Genomic DNA, 16,606 nt, shown 5'->3' with positions numbered 1-16,606 from the left:
GCCTAGCCCGTCATTTGTGATAAAAACGCATAGATGATGTGATTTTTAGTCTCGTTTGCATAACTTATTAGTGAATATACTGTAAAACATATCAAGGCGTAACTGAGTCCGCACACTAAAAGAATCAACGTGCAACAAGAAGGCCAGTGCTTATAATTTGATCTTGTAGTTAATATTTTCTTTCGGAGAGACCTCATGACGCAGTCCACCATCAATCTGCCGGCAGGCATGGAAATCACGGGCGAGATCAAGCCTGGCTACGAAAACATCCTGACCACCGAGGCACTGTCGCTGGTGGTCAAGCTGACTCGCGAGTTCGAAGCTCGCCGTCAACAATTGCTGGCCGTGCGCGTCGAGCGCGCCAAGCGCCTGGACGCCGGCGAGCGACCTGACTTCCTGAAAGAAACCGCGCACATCCGGGCCGGCGACTGGAAGATCGCGCCGATTCCGAAGGCGCTGGAATGCCGCCGCGTGGAAATCACCGGCCCGGTCGAACGCAAGATGGTCATCAACGCCTTCAACTCGGGCGCCGACAGCTACATGACCGACTTCGAAGATTCGAACACGCCGAACTGGGACAACCAGATCACCGGCCAGATCAATATGTTCGACGCTGTGCGCCGCACCATTTCGCTGGAGCAGAACGGCAAATCCTACAAGCTGAACGACAAGATCGCCACGCTGGTGGTGCGCCCACGCGGCGGGCACCTGGACGAGAAGCACGTGCTGGTTGACGGCAAGCGCATCTCCGGCGGCATCTTCGACTTCGCGCTGTTCATGTTCCACAACGCCAAAGAGCAGCTGGCGCGCGGCGCCGGTCCATACTTCTACCTGCCGAAGATGGAATCGCACCTGGAAGCGCGCCTGTGGAACGACATCTTCGTGATGACGCAAAACGAACTGGGCCTGCCACAGGGCACGATCAAAGCCACCGTGCTGATTGAAACCATCCTGGCCGCCTTCGAGATGGATGAGATCCTGTACGAACTGCGCGAACACAGCTCGGGCCTGAATGCCGGGCGTTGGGACTACATCTTCTCGTGCATTAAGAAGTTCAAGCTGGACAAGGATTTCTGCCTGGCCGACCGCGCCAAGGTCACGATGACCGCGCCGTTCATGCGCGCCTATGCCTTGCTGCTGCTGAAGACCTGCCACAAGCGCAACGCGCCGGCGATCGGCGGCATGGCCGCGCTGATTCCGATCAAGAACGATCCAGAGAAAAACGAAGTCGCCATGGGCGGCGTGCGCAACGACAAGGCGCGCGACGCCACCGACGGCTACGACGGCGGCTGGGTTGCCCACCCGGGCCTGGTGGAACTGGCGATGACCGAGTTCACCAAAGTGCTGGGCGACAAGCCTAACCAAATCGACAAGCAACGTCCGGACATCGACGTGACCGCCGCGCAGCTGCTGGACTTCAAACCGGAAGCGCCGATCACCGAAGCCGGCCTGCGCTACAACATCAACGTCGGCATCCACTACCTGGGCAGCTGGCTGGCAGGCAACGGTTGCGTGCCTATCCACAACCTGATGGAAGATGCTGCCACGGCGGAAATCAGCCGTTCGCAAGTATGGCAGTGGATCCGTTCGGACAAGGGTGTGCTGGAAGACGGCCGCAAAGTGACCGCCGACATGGTGCGCGCAATGATCAAGGAAGAACTGGTCAAAGTGCAGCGCGATGCGCCGGGCGGCGACGGTCCGACCTACGTGCGCGCCGGTCACATCTTCGAAGAGATGTCGACCTCGACCGAGTTCGCAGAGTTCCTGACCCTGCCACTGTACGAAGAGATCTAAGAAACAAAAACGGCCCGCAAGGGCCGTTTTTCATTAGAAGTCATTTTTCCACAAGCGCAGCGCGGTGAAGGTGGCTAGCGGCGTATCGATGCGGTCCAGCCGTCCGGCCTGCACCAATTGTTCGGCGATGGCCGGTTCGCGGTAGCGCAGGAAGGGATTGGTCGCCTTTTCCACGCCTATCGTGCTCGGCACCGTCGGCAGGTTGTGCTCGCGCTTGTCGGTCTCCACCTTGACCCGTTCCTGCAAGGCCACGTTGTCCGGCTCCACCACGCGCGCGAAGCGCAGGTTGGACAGCGTATATTCGTGGGCGCAGTAGACCTTGGTATCATCTGGCAGCGCGGCCAGTTTGCCCAGTGAGCTGATCATCTGGGCCGGCGTGCCTTCGAACAGGCGGCCGCAGCCGCCGGCAAACAGTGTGTCGCCGCAGAACAGCCAGGTCGGCGCGTCGTCGGTCGCTTCGCGCACGTAGGCAATGTGGCCCATGGTGTGGCCGGGCACGTCGAGCACCGACAGCCGCAGCGGCAGACCAGGCACGTCGAATACCTTGCCTTCGCCGACCGGCAAAGTGACCGCGGCAATGGTCTCGTTGCGCGGACCGAAAACGGGAACCTGATAATGCTGTAATAATTCAGGGACGCCGCCAATATGGTCAGCATGGTGATGGGTGAGTAGAATGGCGGTGAGCTTGAGTCCGTTTGCTTCGAGCGCTGCCCGGATGGGCTTGGCGTCGCCGGGGTCGACTGCGACGGCGTGGACGCCGTCATGGATCAGCCACAGATAGTTGTCGTGGAACGCGGGAACCGTCAGAACACTGAGTGCTTGAGTAGATGAATTGGTCATTGGATCGCAAAAAGGCTAGGCATGGACAAGGCAGGATCTGAGAAATCCATTATAGCGCTGGAAGGCTGGCTGCAAACGCCCGCCGGTGTGTACTTGCGTGAGTGGGAACAAACCTGTCTCGATAATTTAACAGCTGATATCTTCGGATTCAACGCAGTGCAGATCGGCATGCCTCAAATCGATGCACTGGCCGCCAACCGCATGCCGTACAAGTTTCTGGTCGACCGCAAAGTGCGCGCCGTCACTGATGCCGCGCAGCGTCCGGTTGCGCTGACGCTCGATTGCACCGAGCTGCCGTTCGCTTCGCAATCGATCGACCTGGTGGTGCTGCCGCATGTGCTGGAATTTTCCACCGATCCGCACCAGGTGTTGCGCGAGGTCGAGCGGGTGCTGATACCGGAAGGGCAGGTCATCATCTGCGGCTTCAATCCAGCCAGCTTGTGGGGCGCGCGCCACGTGCTGCGGCGCGTCGGCGGCACCTCCTTCCTGCCGCGCACGGAGGAGTTGATCTCTATGCCTCGCATGAAAGACTGGTTAAAATTATTGAATATGGGCGCCAGCCAGAGTCACTTCGGCTGCTACGCGCCGGCCTGCCGCACAGAAAAGTGGCTGCATCGCTACGCATTCATGGATAATGCCGGGCCGCGCTGGTGGCCGTACTTGGGTGGCGTCTATATCGTGCAGGCGATCAAGCGCGTGAAAGGCATGCATTTGATCGGTCCGGCTTGGACCAAAAAAACGGCGTCGGCCCCCGCGGTCGTGCCGGCAACAAATAAAAGGCGGGAACAGCAGGATGGATAAGGTAGAGATTTTTACGGACGGCGCATGCAAGGGTAATCCCGGCCTCGGCGGCTGGGGCGCGTTCCTGGTGGCCGAAGGCGCCGAAAAGGAAATTTGCGGCGGTACCCGCGACACCACCAACAATCGCATGGAATTGCAGGCGGTGATAGAAGCGTTGAACGCGCTCAAGCGTCCGTGCATGGTCACGCTGCACACCGACAGCCAGTATGTGCAAAAAGGCATCAGCGAATGGATACACGGCTGGAAGGCGCGCGGCTGGAAGACCGCCGCCAAGGAGCCGGTCAAGAACGAGGACTTGTGGCGCGCGCTGGACGCCGCGCAGGCCATGCACACCGTCGAATGGCGCTGGGTGCGCGGCCATAACGGCCATCCGGGCAACGAACGGGCCGACATGCTGGCCAATCGCGGCGTCGAACTGGCACGCGGCCGTTGAGCGGCGGCGGCCTGTTATACTCCTCCGTCCAGATGTAGCCACCACAGAACACTATGCGCCAAATCGTACTCGATACCGAAACCACCGGTATCAACCCCAAGCTGGGCAACCGCGTCATCGAGATCGGTTGCGTCGAGCTGAATAACCGCATGCTGACGGGGAATAACTTCCACGTCTACATCAATCCGGAACGCGAGTCGGAAGAGGGCGCGCTGAACGTCCACGGCCTGACTACGGAGTTCCTGAGCGATAAGCCGAAATTCCACCAGATCGTCGAAGATCTGCGCACCTACATCCAGGGCGCCGAAGTCATCATTCACAATGCGCCGTTCGATCTGGGTTTCCTGAATCACGAATTCAAGCTGTTGAACCTGCCGGACTTTTCCAGCCACATCGGCGGCGTGATCGACACGCTGGTGCAGGCCAAGGAACTCCATCCGGGCAAGCGCAACTCGCTTGATGCGCTGTGCGACCGCTACGGCGTGTCGAACTCGCACCGCAAGCTGCACGGCGCGCTGCTCGATGCGGAACTGCTGGCCGACGTCTACCTGTCGATGACGCGCGGGCAGAACAGCCTGGGCATGGATGCGGAAGAGGAAGTGGTGGCCGGCGCCGAGCTGCTGGAGCCGGTGCCGCTGGCCGACATCATCTTCCTGCCGGCCTCGGACGATGAGCTGGCCGCGCATGCGGCCACGCTGGCGGGGCTGGACAAGGCTGTCAAAGGCCAGTGCATCTGGACCGCGACGACCACTCCGCCGGCCGCCGCGTAAAAAGATCGATAGAATTTTCGCCTATGGCCTTCCCCTGCGGGTAGGTTGTATGCGATAATTCGCCCCGCTTCGGGAGGTTAGCTCAGGGGTAGAGCACTGCATTCACACTGCAGGGGTCGCAAGTTCGAAACTTGCACTTCCCACCAGAATTTATCAAGAAAATCAAAGGCTTGCATCGATCTGATGCAGGCCTTTTTTCTTGCTGGCACGGATAGTACGGAAAAGTACGGATAATTTTCCTGTTTGTATTCTTCGGTAGCGCGTGCGCTACCCGGTGGATTATTCGGTCATATCCCGATCTTCGACGTCGAACTGCTGGGCGCGCGCTAAGCAACTCAAGCCGACTGCCGGCGGGCCGCGATGATAAGGTCAGCCGCCTTCTCGGCGATCATGATGGTCGGCGCGTTGGTGTTGCCGCTGACCAGCGTCGGCATGACGGACGCGTCCACCACGCGCAGGCCGGCGACGCCGTGGACCCGCAGGTCTGCGCCCACCACGGCCATGCCATCGCTGCCCATCTGGCAGGTGCCCACCGGATGGAAGCCGTTGCCCAGGCGCGCGCGGCAGGCTTGCAGGATCTGCTCGTCGCTGACGCAATCGGGGCCCGGCGCCAGCTCCCGCTTGCGGTAGCGGCCCAGCGCCGGCGCGGCCAGCCAGCGCCGCGCCAGCCGGATGCCGTCGACCAGCGAGCGCACATCGTCCGGGTGGTCGAGCAGGCGCTGGTCGATCACCGGCGCGGCATGCGGATCGGCGCTGGCGAGGCCGACGCTGCCGCGCGACTTGGGCCGCAGCACATACACATGCATCGAGTAGCCTACCTTGCTCAGCAGCGACAGGTCGCGGCCGGAATCGTCGAACAGCACCGGGATCGCGTGATACTGCACGTCAGGGATGGCCTGCGCCTCGCTGGAGCGCAGGAAGGCGCCGACCTCGGTGGCCGAAGCGCGCAGCAATCCACGCTCATGCCGCCAGTAGTTCCAGATCGCCTTGGCGACCCTGGCGACGCCGCCCACGGTAAGGCTCAGGCCGCCGTGATCGCTGCTGCCGGTCAGCACGCAGGCGTCGACGTGGTCCTGCAAGTTGGCGCCAACGCCGGGCAGGGCGTGGACCAACGGAATGTTGTGACGCGCCAGCTGGGCCGGATCGCCGATACCCGACAACATCAGCAACTGCGGGCTGCCGTAGGCGCCGGCCGACAGGATCACTTCCCGCCGCGCGGACGCCAGGCAAGGCTGGCCCTGGACGTCGTAGCGCACGCCGACGGCGCGCTTGCCTTCCATGGCGATGCCGGTCACATGGGCGCCGGTGACCACGGTCAGGTTGGGGCGTGCGCGCACCGGCTCCAGGAAGCTGGCCGCCACGCCGCAGCGCTTGCCGTCGCGGATGGTGAACTGGTAGGCGCCCACGCCCTCCGGCTGGGTACCGTTGAAGTCGTCCGTCAACGGCAGGCCGGCCTGGCGCGCCGCTTCCAGCAAGGTGCGGCTGAGCGGGTACTGCATCTCGCTGTCGGACACATGCAGCGGACCACCTTGGCCGTGCATGGCCGAGGCGCCGCGCGCGTTGTCTTCCGACCGCTTGAAATAGGGCAGCACCTCGTCGTAGCTCCACCCTTGGTTGCCGAGCGCGGCCCATTCGTCGTAGTCGCGCCGCAAGCCGCGGATGTAGACCATGCCGTTGATGGCCGAGCTGCCGCCCAGCCCTTTGCCGCGCGGCAGGAACATCGGCCGTCCGCCGCGCGCCTGCGGGTCCGGCGCCGCCTTGTAGGCCCAGTTGTACTTGCGGCTGAACATGAAATAGCCGAAGGCGCCCGGCGTGGATACCAGCGGCGAACGGTTGTCGCCGCCCGCCTCCAGCAGGCAGACCTTGACGGTCGGATCGGCCGACAGGCGGTTGGCCAGCACGCAGCCGGCCGATCCCGCGCCGACGATAACGTAGTCAAACATGTGTATTCCTTGGTAGATGTTGAGGGTCTGGCCGCGCGGGCTGCGGCGCCAATGTCGCATGGCGACCCGGCCGGCGCAGGTCAGGTCAGCCCATTCGCCGGTCTTTCGAGGGTCGCCGCCAGCACCTCGTTGGCCGGCTTCGAAAGACCGGCGAAATGATCGCGCCGACAGGCAGGCGCGGCGGCGCCGCGTTACCGTGGCGTTCTCGTCCCCCTGTCCGGAAGTCCCCATGTTCAAGCATCTGCGCATCAAATCGAAATTGACCCTGCTGGTCGCCATCATGCTGGCCGCGCTGGCCTTGATCGGCTATAGCGGCCATGCGGGCATCCGCGCGGTGTCGCAGTCGATGAGCGAGATCGGCCTGGTCAGGCTGCCGTCGATCCAGGGGCTGCTGCTGATCAGCGAGGGCCAGACCGCGGCGGCGGCGGCCGCGCTGACCACGGCCATCTACGAAAATGACTACCTGACGCCGGGGCGGTTCGACGAGGCCATACAGTTGCACCAGCGTGCCTGGAGCAACATCGACAAAGGCTGGGCCCAGTACGAGCCGCTGCCGCAGACCGAAGAGGAAGTGGTGCTGTGGCGGCGCTTCCTGGCCGACTGGCAGCAATGGAAAGCCGCCGACGAGCGCGTGCTGGCGACCATGCGCACGCTGGCACGCACCAGCGACGAGCGGGCGCAGAAGGAATTGTTCGTGGTGTTTTATCGCGACTACGCCGCCTCGCGGCCCTTGTTCCTGAAGGCGGAGGCGGCGCTGGACCGGGTCCAGACGCTCAACGACGCCGTCGCCAAGGACCGCGTCGCCGACGGCGCGGCGGCGGCGCTGCGCGCGAGCGCGCTGATGCTGGCCGTGTTGCTGGCCGGCGTGCTGGTCGCCGTGACCTGCGCGGTGGCGATCACCCGTTCGATCACCGGCCCGCTGAACAAGGCGGTGGCGCTGGCGCAGACGGTGGCCTCCGGCGACTTGAGCAGCCATATCGAGCCGGGCGGCCGCGAGGAAACCGGCCAGCTGCTGCTGGCGCTCAAGGCGATGAACGACAGCCTGGTGGGCATCGTCGGCCAGGTGCGCAGCGGCACCGACACCATCGCCACCGCGTCGGCGCAGATCGCCAGCGGCAACCTGGACTTGTCGGCGCGCACCGAGGAGCAGGCCAGTTCGCTCGAGCAGACCGCCGCGTCGATGGAGGAGTTGACCTCGACCGTGCGCCAGAACGCCGACAACGCTCTGCAGGCCAAGCAACTGGCCAGCGAGGCGTCGGCGCTGGCCGGCCGTGGCGGCCTGGTGGTGGCCGAGGTGGTCGAGACGATGCGCGCGATCGACGATTGCTCGACCCGCATCGTCGACATCATCGGCGTCATCGACGGCATCGCCTTCCAGACCAACATCCTGGCGCTGAACGCGGCGGTCGAGGCGGCGCGCGCCGGCGAGCAGGGACGCGGCTTCGCCGTGGTGGCGTCCGAAGTGCGCACTCTGGCGCAACGCGCGGCGGCGGCGGCCAAGGAAATCAAGCAGCTGATCGGCGACTCGGTGCAGCGGGTCGACGCCGGCAGCCGGCTGGTGGCGGTGGCCGGTACGACGATGGAGCAGATCGTCGGCAGCGTCCAGCGGGTCAGCGACATCATGGCCGAGATCAGCCTGGCGACCCGCGAGCAGAGCAGCGGCATCGACCAGATCAATATGGCGATCGGACAGATGGACCAGGTGACGCAGCAGAATGCCGCGCTGGTCGAGGAGGCGGCGGCGGCCGCCGAATCGCTGCAGGAGCAGGCCGCCGGATTGGCCGGCGTGGTCAGCGTGTTCGCGCTGGCGCCGCGCGCGGCCGCTGGTACACCTGCGCCGGCGCTCCTGCGCGGCTATGCCGGACCGTCGGCGGTACGCCTGTCGATGGCGGCGCCGTCGCCGTCGTCGGACCAGGCCAGGAAAGCATGGCCGCGCTCCTGAGTTTGCGGCGGCCGCGCGCTGTCAACGCGGCGCCGCCCCCGGTCCAGTCCCCCGCATCGGCGCCGCCGCCGCTGCCGCTGTTCCGGCGCAATCGCGCCTTGCTGCGCGCCGGCGTTGGCGCGGCGATGGTGCTGGTGGCGCTGGCCGCCGCGCTGACGCTGCACTATCTGCACCAGCAGGCCACGCAGCGCATGGCGGTGATGACACAGAGCCTGGCTCGGGCTATGGTGCTGACCTTCGACGGCATCCTCGATTCGATCGACGTCTCGCTACAGGCCTCGGCCGACGAGATCGGCCGGCAGCTGTCGTCCGGCGCTTCGTCCGGGCGCGACATCACCGGCCTGCTGGTGCGCCAGCAGCAGCGGCTGCCCGTGGTGCCCTACCTGCGCGCCACCAACGAACGGGGCGACATCGTCTACGGCGCGGGCCTGCAGCCGCCCTACATCAGCGTGGTCGGCCGCGAGTATTTCGCGCTGCTGCAAAGCGATCCCACGCAGCGCATGTACATCAGCAAGCCGCTGTTCGGCCGCATCAGCAAGAAATGGATCTGGCTGTTCGCCCGCCGCATCAGCCGGGACGACGGCAGTTTCGGCGGCGTCGTGTACGCGGTGCTCAATATCGACCAGATCGAGGCGATCCTGGGGCAAATGCAGCTGGACGCCGGCGGCAGCATCGCGCTGCGCCACGCCGGCTTCGAGTCGATCGCCGGCCGGCTCGGTTCGGGGCAGCCATTTCCGGTGCCGATCGGCGACGCCAGCCTGTCGCCGCGCTCGCGCGCCGCGCTGCGCAACAATCCGCTGCGCGGCACCTTCGTCAGCGCCTTCGCCAACGCGGGCGAGCAGGCGCGCACCTTCTCGTACGAGACCAGCCAGCGCTACGGCTACCATGTGATCGCCTCCGAAACGGCCGCCGTCGGCATGGCCGAATGGCGCGGCCAGGCCTGGATCATCGGCGGCCTGGGCGCCGCCTTCCTGCTGCTGGCGCTGACCCTGCTGGTGTTGATCGGGCGCGCCTGGTGGCGCCAGCAGCGCGACGTGGCGGCCGTGCTCGACAGCCAGCAATCGATGCGCGAGGCGCAGCAGATCGCCGAGATCGGCACGCTGTGCTACGACTCCGCGCTGGGCAGCTGGCGCAGTTCCGATATTTTCGACCGCATCGCCGGCATCGGCCCCGGCTATCCGCGCGACCTAGCGCACTTGCTGGCGCTGGTGGAGCCGGCCACCCATGCGGGCATCCTGGAGTATCTGCGGGTCGACTGTCCGCAAGGCCACCCGTTCGACCGCGAGCACGTGATCCTCGGCGCTGCCGACGGCCGTCGCCGCTGGGTGCACGCCAAGGGCAGGGTGCGGCACGACGCCGCCAGCGGCCATTGGTCGCTGATCTGCACCATGCAGGACATCAGCCAGCGCAAGCAGAACGAACGGGAAATCCGCAAGCTGGCCTACTACGACATGCTGACCGGCCTGCCCAACCGGCGCCTGCTGTACGACCGGCTGCAGCAAGCCATGGCCGGCCATGCGCGCAGCGGCCGGCAGGGCGCCTTGCTGCTGATCGACCTCGATCATTTCAAGACCCTCAACGACACCAAGGGCCACGGCGTCGGCGATCTGCTGCTCAGCGCCGTGGCCGAGCGGCTGACGCGCTGCGTCGGCGCCGGCGACACGGTGGCGCGCCTGGGCGGAGACGAATTCATCGTGCTGCTGCCGGAGCTGGCCGCCGGCGCGGCCGCGCTGGCCGGCGCGGCGGGGGAGCGGATACATGACGCGCTCAGCGAACCGTATGACTTGTGCGGCCATCAGCACCACAGCAGTCCCAGCATCGGCATTGCCCTGTTTGACGGCCGCGAGCAGGAACTGGGCGAGTTGATGAAACGGGCCGACACGGCGATGTACCAGGCCAAGGCGGCGGGCCGCAACGCGGTGCGGTTTTTCGATCCGGCCATGCAGGCCCAAGTGGCGGCCCACGCGGCCGTCGCGGCCGACCTGCGCCAGGCCGTCGCGCAGGCGCAGTTGAGCTTGCATTACCAGCCGCAGATCGACGCGGCGGGGCGGGTGTGCGGCGCCGAGGCGCTGCTGCGCTGGCGGCATCCGCGGCGCGGCGCGGTGTCGCCGGCGGAATTCATCCCGGTGGCCGAGGACACCGGACTGATACTGCCGATCGGCGCCTGGGTGCTGGAGACGGCCTGCGCGCAATTGGCGGCGTGGGCCGCGACGCCGCGCACCGCGCAGCTGGAGCTGGCGGTCAACGTCAGTCCGCGCCAGTTCAACCAGCCCGATTTCGAGGCGCAGGTGCTGGCCGCGCTGTCCGCCAGCGGCGCCCGCCCCGAGCTGCTCAAGCTGGAATTGACCGAGGGCCTGCTGCTCGACAACGTCGACGCGGTGATCCGCAAGATGGCGGCGCTGAAGGCGCGCGGCATCGGCCTGTCGCTGGACGATTTCGGCACCGGCTACTCCTCGCTGTCCTACCTGAAGCGCCTGCCGCTGGACCAGTTGAAGATCGACCAGTCCTTCGTGCGCGACCTGATCAGCAACGGGCCGGACGCCGCCATCGCCGGCACCATCATCGCGCTGGGGCGCAGCCTGGGGATGACGGTCATCGCCGAGGGCGTCGAGACGGCGCCCCAGCGCGACTGGCTGGCGGCGGCCGGCTGCCAGGTGTACCAGGGCTATTACTTCAGCCGGCCGCTGGCGCTGGAACAGTTCGAGGCTTTCTTGATGCAATGATGGCGGCGCCGCGCTTTCCATGCCGGCGCCGCTGCATTACACTGAGCTGGCTGCCACCGGGAGTGCCCATGCGTTTGTTTCGTATCTTGTTGTTTGCCAGCGTGATGGCCGGCGCGGCGTCGCCCTGCGCGGCGCGCACGCTGGCCGTGTGCATGGGCGACCGGCCGTTTCCGCCGCTGTTCTTTCTCGACCATGAAGGCCAGGCCCAATGGCTGGTGCGCAAGGCGGTCGAACGCCAGGGCGATCTGGTGCAGTTTATCGCGGTGCCGTGGCGCCGCTGCCTGCAGGGACTGCGCACCGGCACCTATGCGGCCGCGCTGCCGGTGATCGGCAACCTGTCGTTCCTGCCGGATTACGCCTTTCCGATGGACCCGCTGGGCATCGACGCAAGCCGCGAACTGGCCCGCATCAGCCATGTCGTGGTGCGCCGCGTCGGCAGCGAGGCCGACTGGGATGGCGGCCGTTTCACGCATCTGGCCGGCCCGGTCCTGTATCCGGCCGGGATCGTCGCGGTCCGGGAGGCGCTGGCCGCGCTCGGCGTGCCGGGCGACGACGGCAGCGCGCTGGAAGAGCAGACCCTGCTCAAACTGCTGGCGCGCAAGGGCGACCTGGCGGTCATCCAGTCCGGCGTGGCCCAGGAGCTGCTGGCGCGCGCCGCCTTCCGCGACAAGCTGGAGATCCTGCCGCAACCCTTGCTCAGCCGCCCGAGTTATCTCGCCTTCAACCGCGCCTTCCACGATGCCGACCAGCGCTATGTCGAGGCGATCTGGCTGGAAATCAAGCGCTTGCGCGGCTCGCCGGAATGGCGCGCGCTGGCGCCGGCCCTCGCGCACTGAACCCATTCCCCGGACCGCAGGATAGCCGCAGATGACAGGCGGGCATCGCCGTGTTCGCGCATCCTCTGTGGCATCGTAGCGCGCCGCCCGCCCGGACGGCGCCTGCCTCACCAGCCAGGGAGTCGACTATGGGTAAGCTAGAAACCGTGTTGCGCCGCAGCGCGCTGTTGGGCGCGACGGCGCTGGCGCTGGCGTGCCCTCAAGCGGCCGCCGAGGCGAGGCCGGAACGGCGGCCCAACATCGTGGTGTTGGTGGCCGACGACTGGGGCTACAGCGACGTCGGCGCCTTCGGCGGCGAGATCGCCACGCCGCAGATCGACAGTCTGGCGCGGCGCGGCATGCGCTTCGCCAATTTCCATGTGGCCGCGTCCTGCTCGCCGACCCGCGCGATGCTGTTGACCGGCGTCGACAACCACCGCAACGGCGTCGGCAACATGCCTGAGGCCATGCCCGCCGTCCACGAGGGCAAGCCCGGCTACGGCGGCGTGCTCAACGACCGCGTCGTGACCCTGGCGACCCTGCTGCGCGACGGCGGCTACCATACCTACATCGCCGGCAAATGGCACCTGGGGAAAACCGCTAGCACCTTGCCGGGCCGGCGCGGTTTCGAGCGCTCCTACATCCAGGCCGACAGCGGTTCGGACAACTGGGAGGAGAAACCGTACATCTTCCTGTACGACAAAGCCAGCTGGTTCGAGCAGGACCAGCCGGTCCATCTGCCGGCCGGCTATTACTCGTCGACGCTGATCGTCGACCAGATCATCGGCAACATCCGGGTCGGCCGCCAGGACGGCCAGCCGTTCTTTGCCTACCTGGGTTTCCAGGCTAACCATATTCCGGTGCAGGCGCCGCAAGCCTTGATCGACAAATACCGGGGCGCCTACGACGCCGGCTGGACCGCCTTGCGCCAGGCGCGCCGCCAGCGCGCCATCGAGCTGGGCCTGATCCCGGCCGGCGCCGGCATGGTGACCATGGCCAGCACCGCCGACTGGAACGCGCTGAGCGCGCAGCAAAAAACCTATGAAGCGCGCCGCATGGAAGTGTATGCGGCGATGGCGGAGGCGATGGACCAGCAGATCGGCCGCCTGATCGCCGAGCTCAAGCGCACCGGCGAGTACGACAATACGGTGTTCGTCTTCCTGTCCGACAACGGCGCCGAGCCGACCGATCCCTACGACATCCCGGCGGTGCGGCTATGGATGAGCATGCACTACAGCCGGGATATCGACCGCCTCGGCGGCAAGGGCGCCATGTCCAGCCTGGGGCCGAGCTGGGCCAGCGCGGCCGCCGCGCCGCTGTCGACGTACAAATTCTTCGCCGGCGAGGGCGGCCTGCGCACGCCGCTGATCATCGCCGGCGTGCCCGGCACGCAGGGAGATCGCGTCTCCACGACGTTGACCCATGTCACCGATATCGTGCCGACCTTGCTGGAGGTGGCCGGCGTCGCGGCGCCGGCCGGCAGCTATCGCGGCCAGCCGGTCGAGGCGCTGCAGGGCAGCAGCCTGGTGCCGGTGCTGCAGGGCAGGGCAGTACGCGCGCATGGCGAGGAGCAGGCGATAGGTTACGAATTGTCGGGCAACGCCGCGCTGTTCAAGGGCGACTACAAGCTGCTGAAGAACATGCCGCCGGTCGGCGACAGCCAGTGGCACCTGTACGACATCGCCAGCGATCCCGGCGAGGTCCGCGACCTGCGCGACAGCGAGCCGCAGCGCTTTGCCGCCATGCAGCGGGACTACGCGGAATACGCGCGCAAGAACGGCGTGCTGCCCATGCCGGAGGGCTATGACTACAAGGTGCAAGGCCAGCTGTACGCGCTCAAGCATGTGCTCCTGCCCGAGCTGCTGGCGGCCTTGCCGTGGGCGCTGGCGGGGCTTTTGTTGCTGGTGGCCGTGCTGGTCGTGCGCCGCCGGCAGCGGGCATGATGCGGCGCGGCGTTTGCATGGCGCTGCTGGCCGTGGCCAGTGCTGGAATCGGCTACGCGTTCGGACTGGGCTATCAGCGCGCGGCTGTGCCGCCGGGCATGGTGTGGATCGCCGGCGGGCCGTTCCTGATGGGCAGCGCCAGTGCGCTGGCGCGTCCCAATGAGCAGCCGGTGTTCGCGGCCAGGGTCGGCGGCTTCTGGATGGACGCCACCGCCGTCACCAACGCCCAGTTCGCCGACTTCGTGCGCGCCACCGGCTACGTCACCAGCGCCGAGCGGGCGCCGACATGGGACAGCCTGCGGGTCCAGCTGCCGCCCGGCACGCCGCGTCCCGATCCGGCGCAGCTGGTGCCGGGGGCGATGGTGTTTCGCGGCACTGGCGCACCGGTGCCGCTGGACGATTGGTCGCGCTGGTGGGCCTACGTGCCGGGCGCGGACTGGCGCCATCCGCAGGGACCGGGCAGCACGCTGGTGGGCAAGGAGCAATATCCGGTGGTGCAGGTGTCGTGGGACGACGCGCAAGCCTATGCGCGCTGGGCCGGCAAGCGCCTGCCGACCGAGGCCGAATGGGAGTACGCCGCGCGCGGCGGCCTGGAGCAGGCCGACTATGCCTGGGGCGCCGATGGCTCCAAGCCTCGCGGCAAGGCCAACGTCTTTCCCGACCAGGGCAAGTTTCCCGTGGTGCGCGCCGAGTACCGGGCGCAGCTGGGATTGCAGGCGGTCAAGAGCTACCCGGCCAATGGCTACGGCCTGTACGACATGACCGGTAACGCCTGGCAATGGACCGCAGACCTCTATCGCAGCGACCGCTTCCGCCAGCTGGCCGCGACCGCCGACGGCGCGCCGGTGCGCGATCCGGCCGGCCCGGTGGACAGCTACGACGACGAGGCCGAAGCCGGCGGCGTGCCGACCCAGGCGCCCAAGCGGGTGATACGGGGCGGCTCCTTCCTGTGCGACGACAGCTACTGCCGCAGCTACCGGCCCAGCGCGCGGCGCGGCGCCGACCCCGCCAACGCCATGTCGCATATCGGCTTCCGGCTGGCGCTATCGGCCGCGCGGTGACTTCGCCCGGACCGGCGATCCGGCCGCGATGACCTGCGCCGAGCCGGCGAGCTTCCTAAGATGGCCCGACCTAATTGCCGGAGCTCCCATGACCAACGACACCATCGACAGCCTCGCCACCGTGCTGGCGCGCCAGCGCGCCGCCTGCGCCGCCCAGCCATACCCGCCGCTGGACCAGCGCCGCCGCGACCTGCGGGACTTGCGGCAGGCGCTGCAAGACTGGCAGGACAAGCTGGCCGTGGCAATGAGCGAGGACTTCGGCCGCCGCTCCGCCTTCGAATGCAAGATGCTCGATGTGCTGGCTCCGGCCCTGCAGATCGACCACGCGCTGGCCCACCTGAAGCGCTGGACCCGGCCGCAGCGGCGCAGCGCCGACTGGCTCTTCAAGGGCAACAGCGCGCGCGTGGTGTACCAGCCCAAGGGCGTGGTGGGCATCATCGCCGCCTGGAACTTCCCCATCATCGAAGCGGTGGGGCCGCTGGTCACGGCGCTGGCGGCCGGCAACCGCGCGATGATCAAGATGTCCGAATATTCGCCGCGCAGCACGGCGGTCCTGCGCGACATGCTGGCCAGTCTGTTTTCCGAAGAGCAGGTGGCGGTGTTCGGCGGCGGCGTCGAGGTGGCGCAGGCCTTCGCCGGCCTGCCGCTGGACCATATCGTCTTCACCGGCTCGCCGGCCATCGGCAAGGAAGTGATGCGCGCGGCCTCGGCCAACCTGACGCCGGTGACCCTGGAGCTGGGTGGCAAGTCGCCGGCCATCGTCGGCCGCTCGGCGTCGATCGCGGCGGCCGCCGCCTCGATCGCGCACGGCAAGGCCTTCAACGCCGGCCAGGCCTGCGTCGCGCCCGACTATGCGCTGGTGCCGTCGGCCAGCGTCGGCGCCTTCGTCGCCGCCGCCGAGCTGGCGTTCCGCACCATGTACCCGGACCCGGTCAGCGATCCCGAATACACGTGGATGGCCTCCGACCGCCAGGCGGTGCGCGTGTGCGAGCTGCTGGCCGACGCAGTGGCGCACGGCGCGACGGTCACCCCCTGCGGCGCCGGCGACGGCGGCCGCGTGGTGCCGCTGCACATCGTCACCGGCGTCACGCCGGCGATGCGCATCATGCGCGAGGAATTGTTTGCGCCCATCCTGCCGGTGCTGGCCTGCGATTCCTTCGACGAGGCGCTGCGCCTGGTCGGCGCCGCACCGCGTCCGCTGGCGCTGTACTACTACGGCAGCGACCGGGCCGAATGCCGCCGTTTGCAGCGCGACGTCCACGCCGGCGGCATGACCTTCAACGACTGGGCCTGGCATGTGTTCCAGTGCGACCTGCCGTTCGGCGGCAGCGGCAATTCCGGCATCGGCAGCTGGCGCGGGCCGGAAGGCTTTTATGCGCTGTCGCACGCCAAGTCGGTGTTCCGCGTGCGGCGCTGGTTCCCGACCAGCCTGTTCCGCCCGCCATACGGCAACCTGGTCCAGCGCTGGAGCATGGACTTCTTCCTGGGCAAAGCCCGCCGCGACCTGTAGCACGGCCGCCGCACGCGGTTGCCTGGACCGG

The 16,606-nt window shown here is 66.9% G+C and carries 12 protein-coding genes and 1 tRNA gene; 11 read left to right on the top strand and 2 right to left on the bottom strand.

Annotated features, from left to right (window positions below; all coding sequences use genetic code 11):
- Positions 1 to 195: 195 nt before the first annotated feature.
- A complete protein-coding gene (aceB, locus tag D0T21_RS08135) occupies positions 196 to 1,794 on the top strand; it encodes a malate synthase A (protein WP_116994322.1) in 1,599 nt (532 codons plus the stop codon).
- Between the two features lie 33 nt (positions 1,795 to 1,827).
- On the opposite strand, the gene gloB is transcribed toward aceB, so the two are convergent.
- Positions 1,828 to 2,634, bottom strand: a complete 807-nt coding sequence (gloB, locus tag D0T21_RS08130; protein ID WP_116990827.1) for a hydroxyacylglutathione hydrolase — start codon at positions 2,632 to 2,634, stop codon at positions 1,828 to 1,830.
- A gap of 21 nt (positions 2,635 to 2,655) precedes the next feature.
- Here gloB and D0T21_RS08125 point away from each other — a divergent pair, with 21 nt between their 5' ends.
- From D0T21_RS08125 to D0T21_RS08110, 4 genes are all read left to right on the top strand, one after another.
- On the top strand, positions 2,656 to 3,435 hold the full coding sequence (locus D0T21_RS08125) for a class I SAM-dependent methyltransferase (RefSeq protein WP_116990826.1): 780 nt from the start codon (positions 2,656 to 2,658) through the stop codon (positions 3,433 to 3,435).
- Positions 3,428 to 3,868, top strand: coding sequence for a ribonuclease HI (rnhA, locus tag D0T21_RS08120; RefSeq protein WP_116990825.1), 441 nt, complete (start codon positions 3,428 to 3,430; stop codon positions 3,866 to 3,868). Before D0T21_RS08125 ends, rnhA begins: the two co-directional genes overlap by 8 nt.
- Positions 3,869 to 3,921: 53 nt before the next feature.
- The gene (dnaQ, locus tag D0T21_RS08115; protein ID WP_116990824.1) at positions 3,922 to 4,638 is read left to right on the top strand and encodes a DNA polymerase III subunit epsilon; all 717 of its coding nucleotides are present in this window, start codon (positions 3,922 to 3,924) and stop codon (positions 4,636 to 4,638) included.
- A 71-nt stretch (positions 4,639 to 4,709) separates the two neighbouring features.
- A tRNA-Val gene (locus D0T21_RS08110) sits at positions 4,710 to 4,784 on the top strand.
- A 189-nt stretch (positions 4,785 to 4,973) separates the two neighbouring features.
- On the opposite strand, the gene D0T21_RS08105 is transcribed toward D0T21_RS08110, so the two are convergent.
- Positions 4,974 to 6,581, bottom strand: coding sequence for a GMC family oxidoreductase (locus D0T21_RS08105; protein ID WP_116994321.1), 1,608 nt, complete (start codon positions 6,579 to 6,581; stop codon positions 4,974 to 4,976).
- Between the two features lie 229 nt (positions 6,582 to 6,810).
- Here D0T21_RS08105 and D0T21_RS08100 point away from each other — a divergent pair, with 229 nt between their 5' ends.
- The 6 genes from D0T21_RS08100 to D0T21_RS08075 all read left to right on the top strand — a co-directional run bounded on the left by D0T21_RS08100 (position 6,811) and on the right by D0T21_RS08075 (position 16,575).
- Positions 6,811 to 8,523, top strand: a complete 1,713-nt coding sequence (locus D0T21_RS08100; RefSeq protein ID WP_116990822.1) for a methyl-accepting chemotaxis protein — start codon at positions 6,811 to 6,813, stop codon at positions 8,521 to 8,523.
- Positions 8,508 to 11,246, top strand: a complete 2,739-nt coding sequence (locus D0T21_RS08095; RefSeq protein ID WP_229211380.1) for an EAL domain-containing protein — start codon at positions 8,508 to 8,510, stop codon at positions 11,244 to 11,246. Before D0T21_RS08100 ends, D0T21_RS08095 begins: the two co-directional genes overlap by 16 nt.
- Positions 11,247 to 11,314: 68 nt before the next feature.
- Positions 11,315 to 12,082 (top strand): hypothetical protein, encoded by a 768-nt coding sequence (locus D0T21_RS08090; RefSeq protein WP_116990821.1) that lies wholly within the window; start codon positions 11,315 to 11,317, stop codon positions 12,080 to 12,082.
- Between the two features lie 128 nt (positions 12,083 to 12,210).
- Positions 12,211 to 14,004, top strand: a complete 1,794-nt coding sequence (locus tag D0T21_RS08085; RefSeq protein WP_116990820.1) for an arylsulfatase — start codon at positions 12,211 to 12,213, stop codon at positions 14,002 to 14,004.
- A 17-nt stretch (positions 14,005 to 14,021) separates the two neighbouring features.
- Positions 14,022 to 15,065: a formylglycine-generating enzyme family protein gene (locus D0T21_RS08080; RefSeq protein ID WP_229211379.1), complete on the top strand. Its 1,044-nt coding sequence runs from the start codon at positions 14,022 to 14,024 to the stop codon at positions 15,063 to 15,065.
- 88 nt (positions 15,066 to 15,153) lie between these two features.
- Entirely contained in the window at positions 15,154 to 16,575 is a 1,422-nt protein-coding gene (locus tag D0T21_RS08075) for an aldehyde dehydrogenase family protein (protein ID WP_116990818.1), read from the top strand.
- Positions 16,576 to 16,606 lie beyond the last annotated feature (31 nt).

Origin of the sequence: Duganella sp. BJB476 (genome assembly GCF_003416895.1) — a bacterium.
Classification (GTDB): domain Bacteria; phylum Pseudomonadota; class Gammaproteobacteria; order Burkholderiales; family Burkholderiaceae_D; genus Rugamonas.
Note: the sequence above shows the minus strand (reverse complement) of the source record. Positions and strands in the feature narration are given on the sequence as shown.

Bases quoted from the DNA above. Each gene is read 5' to 3' on its own strand.
- aceB (WP_116994322.1), top strand. From the start codon at position 196: ATGACGCAGTCCACCATCAATCTGCCGGCAGGCATGGAAATCACGGGC.
- gloB (WP_116990827.1), bottom strand. From the start codon at position 2,634: ATGACCAATTCATCTACTCAAGCACTCAGTGTTCTGACGGTTCCCGCG.
- D0T21_RS08125 (WP_116990826.1), top strand. From the start codon at position 2,656: ATGGACAAGGCAGGATCTGAGAAATCCATTATAGCGCTGGAAGGCTGG.
- rnhA (WP_116990825.1), top strand. From the start codon at position 3,428: ATGGATAAGGTAGAGATTTTTACGGACGGCGCATGCAAGGGTAATCCC.
- dnaQ (WP_116990824.1), top strand. From the start codon at position 3,922: ATGCGCCAAATCGTACTCGATACCGAAACCACCGGTATCAACCCCAAG.
- D0T21_RS08105 (WP_116994321.1), bottom strand. From the start codon at position 6,581: ATGTTTGACTACGTTATCGTCGGCGCGGGATCGGCCGGCTGCGTGCTG.
- D0T21_RS08100 (WP_116990822.1), top strand. From the start codon at position 6,811: ATGTTCAAGCATCTGCGCATCAAATCGAAATTGACCCTGCTGGTCGCC.
- D0T21_RS08095 (WP_229211380.1), top strand. From the start codon at position 8,508: ATGGCCGCGCTCCTGAGTTTGCGGCGGCCGCGCGCTGTCAACGCGGCG.
- D0T21_RS08090 (WP_116990821.1), top strand. From the start codon at position 11,315: ATGCGTTTGTTTCGTATCTTGTTGTTTGCCAGCGTGATGGCCGGCGCG.
- D0T21_RS08085 (WP_116990820.1), top strand. From the start codon at position 12,211: ATGGGTAAGCTAGAAACCGTGTTGCGCCGCAGCGCGCTGTTGGGCGCG.
- D0T21_RS08080 (WP_229211379.1), top strand. From the start codon at position 14,022: ATGGCGCTGCTGGCCGTGGCCAGTGCTGGAATCGGCTACGCGTTCGGA.
- D0T21_RS08075 (WP_116990818.1), top strand. From the start codon at position 15,154: ATGACCAACGACACCATCGACAGCCTCGCCACCGTGCTGGCGCGCCAG.